Origin of the sequence: Xinfangfangia pollutisoli (genome assembly GCF_020179405.1) — a bacterium.
Taxonomy (GTDB): domain Bacteria; phylum Pseudomonadota; class Alphaproteobacteria; order Rhodobacterales; family Rhodobacteraceae; genus Pseudogemmobacter; species Pseudogemmobacter pollutisoli.
This window is the reverse complement of sequence record NZ_JAICBZ010000017.1, coordinates 1-14,309: the sequence shown is the minus strand read 5'-3', so window position 1 is coordinate 14,309 and position 14,309 is coordinate 1. Positions and strand designations below refer to the sequence as shown.

Here is a 14,309-nt window from a genome sequence, read left to right as displayed (position 1 = left end):
AAGGAGCCTTGCGATGACCGAGACATTCCGGCTGACCCTGGTGCAGGCCAACCCTGTGGTGGGCGATATCGCCGGCAATGCGGCCCGCGCCAAGGCCTATTGGGAGGTGGGCCGCGCCGCCGGCGCCGATCTGGTGGCGCTGACCGAGATGTGGATCACCGGCTATCAGACCCAGGATCTGATCCTGAAGCCCGCCTTTCACAAGGCCGCGATTGCCGCGATCCAGGCCCTGGCGGCCGACTGTGCCGAGGGACCGGCGCTGGGGATCGGCGGGCCGGCCCTGAAGGACGGCAAGCTGTACAATGCCTGGTATGTGCTGCAGGGCGGGCGCGTGCATGCGCAGGTTCTGAAGCACCACCTGCCGAATGACGCGGTCTTCGATGAAAAGCGCGTCTTCGCCTCGGCCGATGTGACCGGGCCCTATGTCGTGAACGGCGTCCGCATCGGCACGCCGATCTGCGAGGATGCCTGGCACCCGGATGTGGCCGAGACGCTGCAGGAAACCGGCGCCGAGATCCTGCTCGTGCCGAATGGCAGCCCCTATCATCGCGGCAAGCCCAATCTGCGGCTGAACCTGATGGTCTCCCGCGTGATCGAGACCGGGCTGCCGCTGGTGTACCTCAACATGATCGGCGGCCAGGACGATCAGGTGTTCGATGGCTCGTCGATGGTCCTGAACCCCGGCGGCCATCTGGCGGTGCAGATGCCGCAATTCGAGGAAAGCGTGACCCATGTCACCTTCCGCCGCGGCGATCAGGGCTGGCAGGCCGACCAGGGCGAGATCGCCCCGATCCCGCCGATCGGCGAGGCGGACTATCGCGCCTGCGTGCTGTCCTTGGCCGATTACATGGCGAAATGCGGGTTCAAGAAGGCGGTGCTGGGCCTGTCGGGCGGGATCGATTCCGCGATTGTCGCGGCGATTGCCAGCGACGCTTTGGGCCCCGAGAATGTGCGCTGCGTGATGCTGCCTTCGGAATTCACCTCGGCCCATTCGCTGGAAGATGCGGCGCTTTGCGCGCAAAGGCTGGGCTGCAAGCTGGACACGATCCCGATTTCCGGCCCCCAGGCCGCGGTGACCGAGGCGCTGGCGCCGCTGTTTGCCGGCACCGAGCCGGGGATCACCGAGGAAAACGTCCAGTCCCGCCTGCGCGGGCTGCTGCTGATGGCGCTGTCGAACAAGTTTGGCGAGATGCTGCTGACCACCGGCAACAAGTCGGAAATGGCGGTCGGCTATTGCACGATCTATGGCGACATGAACGGCGGCTACAATCCGGTCAAGGACATGTACAAGACCCGCATGTTCCTGACCGCGAAATGGCGGAACGAAAACCACCGGCCCTGGATGAAGGGCCCGGCGGGCGAGGTGATCCCCGACCGGATCATCACCAAGCCGCCTTCGGCGGAGCTGCGCGCCAATCAGACCGACCAGGACAGCCTGCCGCCCTATGAAGACCTGGATGCGATCCTGGAGGGCCTGGTCGAGCGCGATCTTTCCGTGGCCGATCTGGTGGCCGAGGGCCATGACCGCGCCACGGTGAAGAAGGTGGAGCATCTGCTTTACCTGGCCGAATACAAGCGCTTCCAATCGGCGCCGGGCACGCGGCTGACCCAGAAGGCCTTCTGGCTGGACCGCCGCTACCCGATCGCCATGCGCTGGCGCGATCCGTCCTGATTTAGGGGCGCGGCTGCGCCGCAAAGCTTTTGTCTCGCCTCTGGCCTGCGGCCAACCGGCTCGGCTCTGCGCTCCGCGCGGGGATATTTGGGGACAGATGAAAGGCAAGACCCTGTTCTGGCGGGCTGCCTTCCTCTCTGCCCAAATATCCCGGGGTCCGGGGCAGAGCCCCGGCTTGCTTTGGGGAAAATGCATGCCAGGCGCGCTTCCCCCCTTTTCAAGCCCCGATTCCTTCGTATAGTCCCGGCCTATGACCAAGGGCCATCATACCTCGATCCGCTTCGCCGCCGGCTTTGCCGCTGTGGCGCTGCCCCTTGGCCAGCTGCTGCTTCTTAGCCGCCTCTGAGCGTGCCCTCGGGCGCGACCGCTCAGAGGTGACCAGCGCCCGCGTCTTGCAAAGGTCCGCAACGGCTCGGAAGAAGGAATTCCCGACATGGCCACGTCCCCCCAAACGCAACCCCGCGTTCTGATCTTCGACACCACCTTGCGCGATGGCGAACAGTCGCCCGGCGCCACCATGACCCATGAGGAAAAGCTGGAGATCGCCGGTCTTCTGGACGAGATGGGGGTGGATATCATCGAGGCGGGCTTCCCCATCGCCTCGGAAGGCGATTTCGCCGCCGTGTCGGAAATTGCCAAACGCGCGAAAAATTCGACCATCTGCGGGCTGGCGCGGGCGAACCAGAAAGACATCGACCGCTGCTGGGAGGCAGTGCGTCACGCGAAATCGCCGCGGATCCATACGTTCATCGGCACTTCGCCCCTGCACCGCGCCATCCCGAACCTGACCATGGACGAGATGGCCGAGCGGATCCACCAGACCGTGACCCATGCCCGCAACCTGTGCGACAATGTGCAATGGTCGCCAATGGATGCCACGCGGACCGAGCATGACTATCTGTGCCGGGTGGTGGAGATCGCCATCAAGGCCGGCGCCACCACGATCAACATTCCCGATACGGTGGGCTACACCTACCCGTTCGAGAGCGCCAAGATCATCGCCATGCTGCTGGAGCGGGTGCCGGGCGCCGACGAGATCATCTTCGCCACCCATTGCCACAATGATCTGGGCATGGCCACGGCCAACAGCCTGGCCGCGGTGGAAGCGGGCGCGCGGCAGATCGAATGCACGATCAACGGCTTGGGCGAACGCGCCGGCAATACCGCGCTGGAAGAGGTGGTGATGGCGATGAAGGTCAGGAATGACATCCTGCCCTATCGCACCGGCATCGACACCACGAAGATCATGCATCTGTCGCGCCGCGTCTCGACCGTGTCGGGCTTTGTCGTGCAGCCCAACAAGGCCATCGTCGGCAAGAATGCCTTCCTGCATGAGTCGGGCATCCATCAGGATGGCGTGCTGAAGAATGTCGAGACGTTTGAAATCATGCGCCCCGAGGATATCGGGCTGACGCAGAAGAACATCGCGATGGGCAAGCATTCGGGCCGTGCCGCGTTGCGCGCGAAGCTGAAGGAGTTGGGGGTCGAACTGGCCGACAACCAGCTGAACGATGTCTTCGTACGGTTCAAGGCCTTGGCCGACCGCAAGAAGGAAGTCTATGACGAAGATCTGATCGCGCTTGTCTCGGACGAGCAGACCAATGATGCGCATGAATATCTGCAGTTGAAGAAGTTGCGGGTGATCTGCGGCACCGATGGCCCGCAAGAGGCCGAGATGGTGCTGTCGATCGACGGGGTCGATCATCATATCGACGCCACCGGCGACGGGCCGGTCGATGCGGCCTTCATGTGCGTGAAGATGCTGTTCCCGCACAAGGCGCGGCTGCAGGTCTATCAGGTCCATGCGGTGACCGAGGGGACGGACGCGCAGGCGACGGTCTCGGTGCGGCTGGAGGAAGACGGGCGGATCGTCACCGGGTCCTCGGCCGATACCGATACGATCGTGGCTTCGACCAAGGCCTATATCAACGCGCTGAACCGGCTGATCGTGCGGCGCCAGAAGACCGCGCCGGGCGAGGATGTGAAGACCGTCACCTATCACGGTGAATGACGGTTCAGGGCGCCCTTTCGGGGGCGCCCCCCCCTACCCGTCACAGCGGCCCGAACCTGTCGCGCAGCGCCGCCGCATGGGCCGCCAGCGCCGGCTCGGCCGCCCATTGCGCCAGCAGATCGGCCCAGCGCAGCGGCACGAAACTGACCAGATCCCCCTGCACCGCCCGGGCGAAATCGCTGATCTCTGCCGCGTGGCGCGCGATGGCGGCCGGATCGACCAGCTTGCCGTTCGACCACTGCGCCGGCGCCGCGTGCAGATAGACCAGCACCGCCCCCCGCCCGCGCTTGGCGCCCTGCGTCGCCAGACCATAGGCGTGTTTCACCAGCTGCACCGCATCAAGGCAGCGATAGACCTGCCGCCCCTCGGCCAGGGCCCGGCGCATTTCGTGCCAGCGGGTCAGGCCGCGGCCCCAGTCCTGCGCGGCATAGGCGGGCGAGAATTCGCTGCGCTTCTTCGGGCGGAAGGGTTCGTAGCGCTTCGATTCCACCCCGACCAGCGTCGTTGCCGAGCTGATCACCGCATCCAGCCAGGGATGTTCGCCGCCGCGCCAGGGAAAGCGCAGGCTTGCCTCGATCTCGACCGTGTCGGGCCGGCCCATCGGCACACCCGGCAAGGGCGGCAGGGCCTGGGGGCGGGTCAGGAACCAGCCGAAGGCATTCGCCGCCAGCGCGGCCGAGGAATCGGGGCTGTCGAACTTGCCCGAGGCCAGTTCCTTGCCGGGCGCGCGGCGCAGCGCCTGCAGCACCAGATCGGCCGGCACGCCGGGCAGGAATTCGGGATCGGTCACAGCTTCATCTCCTGCAGCACATTGCCGCCGTCTACCACCAGCGTGGTGCCGGTGACATAGGTTGCCGCCTCGGACGCCAGGAACAGCGCGCAGGCCGCCACCTCGTCTGGCGTGCCGGGCCGGCCGACCGGGGTTTTCGCCCCGGCGCGGATCTCTTTCGGGCTGGAACTGTCGGTCGCGATCCAGCCCGGCAGCACGGCATTGCAGGTCACGCCCCGGGGCCCATATTCCAGCGCGATGGCGCGGGTCATGCCGGTCACGCCCGCCTTGGCGGTGGCATAGGCGGATGAGCCGTCAATCGCCACCAGCGGCCCGGTCACCGACGAGATGTTGACGATCCGCCCATAGCCGCGCGCCGCCATGCCCGGCAGCGCGGCACGGCAGCAGTTGAAGGTCGTGGTCAGGTTCAGCGCCATGTGATGCGCCCAATCGTCATCCGACCAGCCCGCCAGCTTCTGGCGCTTCACCCGCTTGCCCGACTGCACCTTCCCGGCATTGTTCACCAGGATCTCGACCGGGCCCAGCGCGGCCTCGACCGCAGCAAACAGGGCCGCCACCTGGGCCGGATCGGTCAGATCGGCGACATGCCCCATGCAGCCCAGCGCCGCCGCCCGGTCATGGATCCGCGGCCCCGTTGCCGTCACGCAGACCCTGGCGCCGCCCGCCGCCAGCGCCCGCGCGATGGCAAAGCCGATTCCCCCCGGCGCCCCCGCGCCGGTCACCAGCGCCACCCGACCTGCCCCCACCGCCATCGCCGCCCCCTTCTGTTTCAACCCGCTTTGGGCCGATGTTCGATAATGTCAATTCTGCCGCGGAAACGCCCAGAGATCAGGCCAGAAAATGTTGCATCTTTTCGGTCGCGCGGAATTGCGCGGCTGCCCGGGCCAGCGGCCTTCCCCTTGATCTGCCGAATCCGTATAGAAAGGCGCCTCTGCCAGCGCCGCTGAGTCGGAGGCTTCGCCGTATCCTGTCGCAAAGGACCGCCTCGCATGTCCATCCTCTCCGGCCTCTTTTCTTCCGACATGGCCATCGATCTCGGGACGGCGAATACGCTGGTCTATATCCGTGGCCGGGGCATCGTTCTGAACGAGCCTTCGGTCGTGGCCTATCACGTCAAGGACGGCAAGAAGGTCGTGCTGGCGGTGGGCGAGGATGCGAAGCTGATGCTGGGCCGCACGCCCGGCTCGATCGAGGCGATCCGCCCGATGCGCGATGGCGTCATCGCCGATTTCGATTCGGCCGAGCAGATGATCAAGCATTTCATCCGCAAGGTGCAGAACCGCCGCGTCTTCGGCAATCTGAAGGTCATCGTCTGTGTGCCGCATGGTGCAACCCCGGTGGAAAAGCGCGCGATCCGCAACTCGGTCTTGCAGGCGGGCGCCCGCCGCGCCGGGCTGATCGCCGAGCCCATCGCGGCCGCCATCGGTGCCGGCATGCCGATCACCGAACCCACGGGCAGCATGGTCGTCGATATCGGCGGCGGCACCACAGAAGTGGCCGTCCTGTCGCTGGGCGATATCGTCTATGCGCGGTCCGTCCGCGTCGGCGGTGACCGGATGGATGAGGCGATCATCAGCTATCTGCGCCGGCATCAGAACCTCTTGATCGGCGAAAGCACCGCCGAACGGATCAAGACCTCGATCGGCACCGCCCGCATGCCCGATGACGGGCGCGGCAGTTCCATGCAGATCCGCGGCCGCGACCTGTTGAACGGCGTGCCGAAGGAAACCGAGATCAACCAGGCCCAGGTGGCCGAGGCGCTGGCCGAACCCGTGCAGCAGATCTGCGATGCGGTGATGCAGGCTTTGGAAGCCACGCCCCCCGATCTGGCGGCGGATATCGTCGACCGCGGGGTCATGCTGACGGGTGGCGGGGCTTTACTGGGCGATCTGGACCTGGCGCTGCGCGAGCAGACCGGCCTGTCGATCTCGGTCGCCAATGAGTCACTGAATTGTGTTGCTCTGGGCACCGGCAAGGCGCTGGAATACGAGAAACAGCTGCGGCATGTGATCGATTACGACAGCTGAGCCCGGCTCGACCGATATCCGGGGCCGGCCCCGGCTGACAGCCCGAAGAGGCGCCCTTGTCCAAGACCAGCATCGGACCGGAAGACTATTCCCGCCCCCTGCGCCGCCTGTTGGTGGGGGTGCTTCTGCTTGTGCTGCTGGCGCTGTTCCTGGTCTGGCGGATCGACAGCCCACGGGTCGAACGCTTCCGCTCGGCCCTGGTCGATGCGGTGGTGCCCAATCTGGAATGGGCGCTGGTGCCGGTGGCCAAGGTTGCCGACATGGTCGACAACTTCCAAAGCTACAGCCGCATTTACGAGCAGAACCAAGAGCTGAAGCGCGAGCTGCAGAAGATGAAGGCCTGGAAAGAGGCGGCCGAGCAGCTGGAACAGAAGAATGCGCGCCTTCTGGACCTGAACCAGGTCCGGCTTGACCCCAAGCTGACCCATATCACTGGCGTCGTGCTGGCCGACAGCGGCAGCCCGTTCCGCCAATCGGTGCTGCTGAATGTGGGCGCGCGCGATGGCATTCGCGACGGCTGGGCCACGATGGACGGCATCGGCTTTGTCGGCCGGATCTCGGGCGTGGGTGAACGCACCAGCCGGGTGATCCTGGTCACCGATTCGAACAGCCGCGTGCCGGTGACGATCCAGCCCTCGGGGCAGAAGGCCATTCTGTCGGGCGACAACTCGCCGATTCCGCTGCTGGAATTCATCGAGGATGCCGACGAGGTGCGCCCGGGCGACCGGGTGGTGACCTCGGGCGATGGCGAGGTGCTGCCGGCGGGGCTGCTGGTCGGCCAGGTGGTGCGCGGCACCGACAAGCGGCTGCGCGTCGTGCTGTCGGCCGATTACCAGCGGCTGGAATTCCTGCGCGTCCTGCGCAGCCATGACATCGAGACGATCAGCGATCCCGGCGGGCTGATCGCGCCGCCCTTGCTGCCCTCGCAGCCGCAACCCGCCATCGACGGCGAGGCCGAGGCCGGCGCCCAGCCGGTGCAGGGCGGCGGCGATGTGCAGGAAGGCGGCTCGGGCGATGCCGAGGGGCCGGCCGACGGCTCGGCCTCGGGCAGCGGGGAGACAGGGCAATGACCCGCTTCGCGCTGAGGGCCGACCCCTGGGGCTACCGGGCGCTGTTCCTGGGGCTGGCGCTGTTTCTGCTGTTCGTGCGGCTGCTGCCCTTGGGCAATACCGCCGGCGCCTTTCCGGGCCCGGATCTTCTGCTGTGCCTGTCGCTGGCCTGGATGATGCGGCGGCCCGACTTTCTGCCGGTCTGGCTGCTGGTCGCGGTGTTTCTGACCGAGGACCTGATCCTGATGCGCCCGCCGGGCCTGTGGTGTGCGCTGGTGGTGCTGGCCACCGAATTCCTGCGCGCGCGCACCGCGCTGACGCGTGAGTTGAACTTTCTGGTCGAATGGCTGCTGGCGGCGGGGCTGATGGTGGCGATGCTGGTGGCCTACCGGCTGGTCTTCCTGGTCACCATGCTGCCGCAGCCGCCCTTCGGCTTTGCCGTGGTGCAGGTGGTCTGGTCGGTCCTGGCCTATCCGGTCGTCGTCGGCCTGTCGCGGCTGGCCTTCGATCTGAAGAAACCGGCCACCGGCGAAATCGACCCGCAGGGGAGGCGCCTCTAGATGCCTGAGACCCGATGAGACGGACCCAGAAAGATACCGAGCAAAGCGTGCGCACGATCACCCGGCGCGGGCTGATGCTGGGCGGCGCGATGACGGCCATGGTCGCCGCGCTGGGCGTGCGCATGCGCTATCTGCAGGTCGACCAGGCCGATGAGTTCAAGCTTCTGGCCGAGGAAAACCGCATCAACATCCGGCTGATCCCGCCCGTGCGCGGGGTGATCTATGACCGCAATGGCAAGATCCTGGCCCAGAACGAACAGAATTACCGCGTCTCGATCACGCGCGAGGATGCGGGCGATGTCGATGCGGTGATGCGCCGGCTGGCCGCGCTGGTGCCGATGACGGCGGAAGAGCTGGACCAGACCGTCTCGGACCTGCGCAAGCATTCGGCCTTCGTGCCGGTCGTGGTGAAGGACCGCCTGTCCTGGGACGAATTCTCGAAAGTCGCGATCAACGCGCCCGCCCTGCCCGGTGTCGCGCCCGAGGTCGGCCTGTCGCGGCTTTACCCGCGCGATACCGATTTCGCCCATGTGATCGGCTATGTCGGCCCGGTCTCGGACAAGGATCTTGAGGGGCTGGAAGATCCCGATCCGGTGCTGCGCCTGCCCAAGTTCCAGATTGGCAAGATCGGCGTCGAGAAATTCATGGAATCCGATCTGCGCGGCGAGGCCGGCACGAAGAAGATCGAGGTCAACCATGTCGGCCGCGTCATGCGCGAGCTGGAGCGCAACGAAGGCCAGCCGGGCGCCGACATCCTGCTGACGATCGACGCCGATCTGCAGAACTTTGCACAGGCAAGATTGGGCGAGGAATCCGCGGCCGTGGTGCTGATGGATGTCGAAACCGGCGATCTGATGTGCTGCGCCTCGTCGCCCTCGTTCGATCCGAACCTGTTCGTGCGCGGCATCAGCTATACCGATTACGCGGCGCTGACCGAACATGACCACCGCCCGCTGGCCAACAAGGCGGTGTCGGGCGCCTATCCGCCCGGCTCGACCTTCAAGATGGTCACGGCACTGGCGGCGCTGCAGGCCGGCTCGATCCAGGCCGGCCACCGGGTACGCTGCCCCGGCTATCTGGAAATCGGCGGCCGCCGCTTCCATTGCTGGAGCCGCGGCGGACATGGCACCGTCTCGCTGACCCAAAGCTTCGAGAAAAGCTGCGACGTGTTCTATTACGACGTGGCGCAGAAAGTTGGCATCGACAAGATTGCCGAGATGGGCAAGATGCTGGGCCTCGGCATCCGCCACGACCTGCCGATGTCGGCGATCACCGAGGGCAATATGCCCAACAAGGCCTGGAAGCAGGAACGCCACAAGCAGGATTGGCGGATCGGCGACACGATCAACGCCTCGATCGGCCAGGGCTATGTGCTGGCCTCGCCCCTGCAGCTGGCGGTGATGACGGCGCGGATCGCCAGCGGCAAGGCGGTGGCGCCGCGGCTGTTGCGCCGGGTCGCGGGCCAGGAAATGCCGGTGGCCGAGGCGCCGCCGCTGGAGATTGCCGCCGAATATCTGGCGGCGGTGCGGCGCGGCATGCATGACGTGGTGAATGGCGATCATGGCACCGCGAAGGGCAGCCGCGTGGTCGAGCCGACCATGGTCTTTGCCGGCAAGTCGGGCACCAGCCAGGTGCGCAACATCACCGCGGCCGAGCGGGCGCGCGGGGTGATCTCGAACGACCAGCTGCCCTGGAACCGCCGCGACCATGCGCTGTTCGTGGGCTATGCGCCCTATGACAACCCGCGTTATGCGGTGGCGGTGGTGGTGGAGCATGGTTCGGGCGGGTCGACCGCCGCGGCGCCGATCGCGCGCGACGTGATCCTGGCCGCGCTGAACAAGGGCCTGCCGCCGCTGGAGGCCTATCCCAAAAGCCAGCGCGGCCGGATCGAGACCATGCTGAAGGAACTGCCGCTGCGCGACCCGGTCACCGGCGCCGTGCCCAAGGCCGAGCGGGCCTAAGCCATGGCCTATCTGGAAAACCGCCTGAAGCACGTGCCGACCGGGTTCCGCAAGGTCCTGTACATCAACTGGCCGCTGGTGGTGCTGGTCACCGCCGTGTCGCTGGTGGGCATCCTGATGCTGTATTCGATCGCCGGCGGCGATTTCGAGGTTTGGGCGCGGCGCCAAGCCCAGGTCTTCCTGGCCGGCATGGTGCTGATGTTCATCGTCGCCATGGTGCCGATCTGGTTCTGGCGCTCGATGGCGGGCGTGGCCTATCTGATCTCATTCGCGCTGCTGATCTTCGTCGAGTTCAAGGGCCATATCGGCATGGGCGCGCAGCGCTGGATCGCGCTGGGGCCGATCAACCTGCAACCCTCCGAGATGATGAAATTCGCGCTGGTGATGCTGTTGGCGGCCTATTACGACGGGCTCGACATCAAGAAGGTCTCGCGGCCCCTCTGGGTTCTGGTGCCGGTGCTGCTGACCGTGGCGCCCACGGTGCTGGTGCTGATGCAGCCGAACCTGGGCACTTCGGTGATGCTGCTGGCGGCCGGCGCTACGGTGATGTTCGTGGGCGGCGTGTCGCTATGGTATTTCGGCGTGGTGATCTCGCTGGTCGTGGGCGCGGTGACAGCCGTCTTCCTGTCGCGCGGGACGCCCTGGCAATTGCTGCACGATTACCAGTATCGCCGGATCGACACTTTCCTTGACCCATCGGCCGATCCTTTGGGGGCGGGGTACAACATCATCCAGGCCAAGATCGCGCTGGGGTCTGGCGGGTGGAGCGGCAAGGGCTTCATGCAGGGCACGCAGTCGCGGCTGAACTTCCTGCCCGAAAAACAGACCGACTTCATCTTCACCACCCTGGCCGAGGAATTCGGCTTTGTCGGCGCCTTCTCGCTTCTGGTGATCTATGCGCTGATCATCGGCTTCTGCCTGGTCTCGGCGCTGCAGAACAAGGATCGGTTCTCGTCGATCCTGATCATCGGGGTGGCGGCGAACTTCTTCTTCTATATCGCCGTCAATCTGTCGATGGTCATGGGCATGGCCCCGGTCGTGGGCGTGCCGCTGCCGCTGCTCAGCTATGGCGGATCGGCGATGCTGGTGATCCTGGTGGGCTTCGGCCTGGTGCAAAGCGCGCATGTCCACCGGCCGCGCTGACGGCCGGCCTTTCCCCTTCTCGCCTCGCCCCGCTTCTGCCGCCGCGCCCTGTGCGCGGCGTTATGCGCTTGCCAAGGCGTAGCGATATGTTCCATCAAACATATTGAACGCCGCAGCACGCGGCCGCGACGGAGAGGACCATGACGCTTAGCGCCCGCAGCATGCGGCCCGGACCCGGGATCACGATCCCCGCCCCGGCGGGAACCAGGGCCAGCATCGGATGGGTCGGCGTCGATGACTGACCTGGCCGATCCTTTGCGCCCGCATGAACAGACGGTCGCCCTGCCCGGCGGCTTCGATGCCGGGCTGTGGTTCATCGGCCGGATCCGTACCCCCTGGACCACCCGCAGCGCCTGCCCGCGGCGCGGCGCCCCCGATCAGGGCCCGCTCTGCCGGATCGAACTGGATCCGCGCTGGCTGCCGGCGCTGGAGGGGCTGGCCGGCAGGGACCGGCTGCAGATCCTGTACTGGATGCATCTGGCCCGCCGCGACGCGGTGCTGCAGAACCCCGATTTCGGCAATCGCGCGACCGGCACTTTCGCCCTGCGCTCGCCCCTGCGACCCAATCCGATCGCCTCTTCCCTCGTGCGGCTTCTGTCGGTCGAGGGGTCGGTCCTGGCGGTGCGCGGGCTGGATTGCGTCGACGGCACGCCGCTTCTTGATCTGAAACCCGAATTCGGAGCCTTTGCATGAAACATCTCATCCCCGCCGCGCTGAAGGCCGCCGCACTTCTGGTGCTGGCCGCGCTGCCCGCCGCAGCCTTTGACGGGCCGACCCAGACTGTCACCGACGCCACCGGCCGCAGCGTCGAAATCCCCGCCGATCCCGCGCGGGTCTTTGCCGCGGGTCCCCCCGCCGCGACGCTGCTTTACGCGCTGAAGCCCCAGGCGATGCTGGGCTGGGTGCGGGCGCCGAAACAGGCCGACCTGCCCTATCTTCTGCCGCTGACCCAGGCCCTGCCCGAACTCGGCCGGCTGACCGGCAAGGGCGACACGCTGAACCTGGAAGTGCTGCTGGCCGCCCGGCCGGATCTGATCGTCGATTACGGCACGGTGAACGCCACCTATCGGGATCTGGCCGAACGGGTGCAGGACCAGGCCCAGCTGCCCTATGTGCTGATCGACGGCAGCCTGGACGCGATGCCGGCCTCGATCCGCGCCATGGCCGGGGTTCTGGGCGTGGCCGAGCGGGGCGAGGCGCTGGCCGCCTATGCCGAAGACAGTTTCGCCAAGGCCGATGCGCTGCTGGCCACCGTGCCCGCGGCCCAGCGGCCGAAAGTCTATCTGGCGCGCGGGCCGGAAGGGTTGGAGACCGCCGGCCGCGGCTCGATCAATGCCGAGATCATCGAGCGGATGGGCGCGGTGAACGTGGCCCAGAGCGAGGGCAAGGGGCTGTTGACCGTCTCGGCCGAGCAGGTTCAGGCCTGGGCGCCGGATGTCATCATCACCATCGACCGCGATTTTGCCGCTTCGGTCGGTAATATGCCGGAATGGCAGGGCATTCCCGCTGTCGCGCAGGGGCGGGTCTATCTGGCGCCGTCGCGGCCCTTCGGCTTCATCGACTCGCCGCCTTCGGTCAACCGGCTGATCGGGCTGAAATGGCTAGCGCAAAAGCTGTATCCGGCGCAGGCCAAGGGCGATCTGGCCGCCGAAGTGGCCGGTTTCTACGCCCTGTTCTACGGCGTGACGCTGGACGATGCGGCGGTGAGCGCGCTTCTGGGTGACTAGGGTAGAAGCGATGCTGGCCGCAGGCCTGGCGCTGGCGCTGCTGGCCGGGGTGATGATCGGCCCCTTCCCGATGGCGCCCGGGCAGATCCTGCGCGTGCTGGCCGGACAGGGCGGCGAGGCGCAGGCCGCGACGGTGTTGTGGAACATCCGCCTGCCCCGGGTTCTGGCAGCCGCTCTGGTGGGCGCGGCTTTGGCCGGTGCGGGCGCGGCCTATCAGACCGTGTTCCGCAACCCCCTGGTCTCGCCTGATATTCTGGGCGTTTCGGCCGGGGCGGGCTTTGGCGCGGTGCTGGGCATCCTGCTGGGCCTGCCGGTTCTGGCGATCCAGGCGCTGGGGTTCGGCATGGGGCTTGCGGTGGTGGCGCTGGTCCTGGGGCTGACGCTGGCCCTGCGCGCGGGCGGGCAGGTTCTGGCGCTGGTCCTGTGCGGCATCGCGATCGGCGCCCTGGCCGGCGCGGGCGTCTCGCTGGTCAAGCTTCTGGCCGATCCCGATGACCAATTGCCCGCCATCACCTTCTGGCTGATGGGCAGCCTGGCCGGGATCAAGCGGATCGACGTGGCGCTTGCCCTGCCCGCGATCCTGGCCGGGCTTCTGCCCCTGCTGCTGCTGCGCTGGCGCATCGGCCATCTCGCCCTGCCCGAGGATGAGGCGCGCAGCCTGGGCGTCGACACGGGCCGGCTGCGGCTGCTGGTGATCCTGGCCGCGACGCTGGTGACGGCGGCGGCGGTTTCGATCTCGGGCGTGATCGGCTGGGTCGGGCTGATGGTGCCGCATATGGCGCGGCTTGTGACCGGGCCGCGCTTTGACCGGCTGCTGCCCGCGACGCTGCTGCTGGGCGCAGGGTTTCTGGTGCTGGTCGATACCGCCGCGCGCTCGGTCGCGCTGACCGAAGTGCCGCTGGGCATTTTGACGGCGGTGATCGGCGCGCCGGTGTTTCTGGCTTTGCTGCTGCGCCGGGCGCGGGGATGGGCGGAATGAGCCTGATCGACGCACGGGGCCTGAGCATCGGCCATGGCGGGCGGGCGATCCTGTCGGGGCTGGATCTGCGGCTGCGGCCTGGGCAGGTTCTGGCGGTGCTGGGGCCGAATGGCGTGGGCAAGACCACGCTGTTTCGCACGCTTCTGGGCCTGATCCCGCCGCTGTCGGGCCAGATCCTTCTGCAGGGCCAGCCCCTGGCCGCCCTGTCGCCCGCGGCGCGCGCCGCGCGGCTGGCGCATGTGCCGCAGGCGCTGGCCCCCGCCTTTGCCTTCACCGCGCTGGACATCGTGCTGATGGGCGCCGCGGTGGGCCTGGGGCGCTTTGCCCGCCCCGGCCCCGCCCAATACGCCGCCGCCCGGGCAGCGCTGGCCGAGGCCGCGCGGCTCGATG

General features: G+C 67.1%; 13 protein-coding genes. 11 read left to right on the top strand and 2 right to left on the bottom strand.

Annotated elements, in window-relative coordinates:
• Positions 1-13 precede the first annotated feature (13 nt).
• Both K1Y73_RS07605 and K1Y73_RS07600 read left to right on the top strand, forming a co-directional pair.
• A complete protein-coding gene (locus K1Y73_RS07605) occupies positions 14-1,672 on the top strand; it encodes an NAD+ synthase (protein WP_225027627.1) in 1,659 nt (552 codons plus the stop codon).
• 433 nt (positions 1,673-2,105) lie between these two features.
• Complete coding sequence (locus tag K1Y73_RS07600; RefSeq protein WP_225027626.1) at positions 2,106-3,683, top strand: 2-isopropylmalate synthase; 1,578 nt, start codon at positions 2,106-2,108, stop codon at positions 3,681-3,683.
• A 40-nt stretch (positions 3,684-3,723) separates the two neighbouring features.
• On the opposite strand, the gene K1Y73_RS07595 is transcribed toward K1Y73_RS07600, so the two are convergent.
• On the bottom strand, positions 3,724-4,473 hold the full coding sequence (locus K1Y73_RS07595; protein WP_225027625.1) for a PGN_0703 family putative restriction endonuclease: 750 nt from the start codon (positions 4,471-4,473) through the stop codon (positions 3,724-3,726).
• The gene (locus K1Y73_RS07590) at positions 4,470-5,225 is read right to left on the bottom strand and encodes an SDR family NAD(P)-dependent oxidoreductase (protein WP_225027624.1); all 756 of its coding nucleotides are present in this window, start codon (positions 5,223-5,225) and stop codon (positions 4,470-4,472) included. The genes K1Y73_RS07595 and K1Y73_RS07590 overlap by 4 nt, the downstream gene beginning before the upstream one ends.
• Positions 5,226-5,462: 237 nt before the next feature.
• Here K1Y73_RS07590 and K1Y73_RS07585 point away from each other — a divergent pair, with 237 nt between their 5' ends.
• From K1Y73_RS07585 to K1Y73_RS07545, 9 genes are all read left to right on the top strand, one after another.
• On the top strand, positions 5,463-6,500 hold the full coding sequence (locus K1Y73_RS07585; protein WP_225027623.1) for a rod shape-determining protein: 1,038 nt from the start codon (positions 5,463-5,465) through the stop codon (positions 6,498-6,500).
• 56 nt (positions 6,501-6,556) lie between these two features.
• Positions 6,557-7,570, top strand: a complete 1,014-nt coding sequence (gene mreC / locus K1Y73_RS07580) for a rod shape-determining protein MreC (RefSeq protein WP_225027622.1) — start codon at positions 6,557-6,559, stop codon at positions 7,568-7,570.
• Positions 7,567-8,109 (top strand): rod shape-determining protein MreD, encoded by a 543-nt coding sequence (locus K1Y73_RS07575; RefSeq protein WP_225027620.1) that lies wholly within the window; start codon positions 7,567-7,569, stop codon positions 8,107-8,109. The genes mreC and K1Y73_RS07575 overlap by 4 nt, the downstream gene beginning before the upstream one ends.
• Before the next feature lie 14 nt (positions 8,110-8,123).
• Positions 8,124-10,070 (top strand): penicillin-binding protein 2, encoded by a 1,947-nt coding sequence (gene mrdA, locus K1Y73_RS07570; protein ID WP_225027618.1) that lies wholly within the window; start codon positions 8,124-8,126, stop codon positions 10,068-10,070.
• A 3-nt stretch (positions 10,071-10,073) separates the two neighbouring features.
• Entirely contained in the window at positions 10,074-11,213 is a 1,140-nt protein-coding gene (gene rodA, locus K1Y73_RS07565; protein WP_225027616.1) for a rod shape-determining protein RodA, read from the top strand.
• 234 nt (positions 11,214-11,447) lie between these two features.
• A complete protein-coding gene (locus K1Y73_RS07560) occupies positions 11,448-11,906 on the top strand; it encodes an SAM-dependent methyltransferase (protein WP_225027615.1) in 459 nt (152 codons plus the stop codon).
• Positions 11,903-12,940 carry an ABC transporter substrate-binding protein gene (locus K1Y73_RS07555; RefSeq protein ID WP_225027613.1) on the top strand — a complete coding sequence of 346 codons (1,038 nt, stop codon included), beginning with the start codon at positions 11,903-11,905 and terminating at the stop codon, positions 12,938-12,940. Before K1Y73_RS07560 ends, K1Y73_RS07555 begins: the two co-directional genes overlap by 4 nt.
• A 10-nt stretch (positions 12,941-12,950) precedes the next feature.
• Entirely contained in the window at positions 12,951-13,919 is a 969-nt protein-coding gene (locus K1Y73_RS07550) for a FecCD family ABC transporter permease (protein ID WP_225027612.1), read from the top strand.
• Positions 13,916-14,309 (top strand): ATP-binding cassette domain-containing protein (locus K1Y73_RS07545; protein WP_225027611.1); only part of this gene is annotated, 394 nt, incomplete at its 3' end. The genes K1Y73_RS07550 and K1Y73_RS07545, both read left to right, overlap by 4 nt.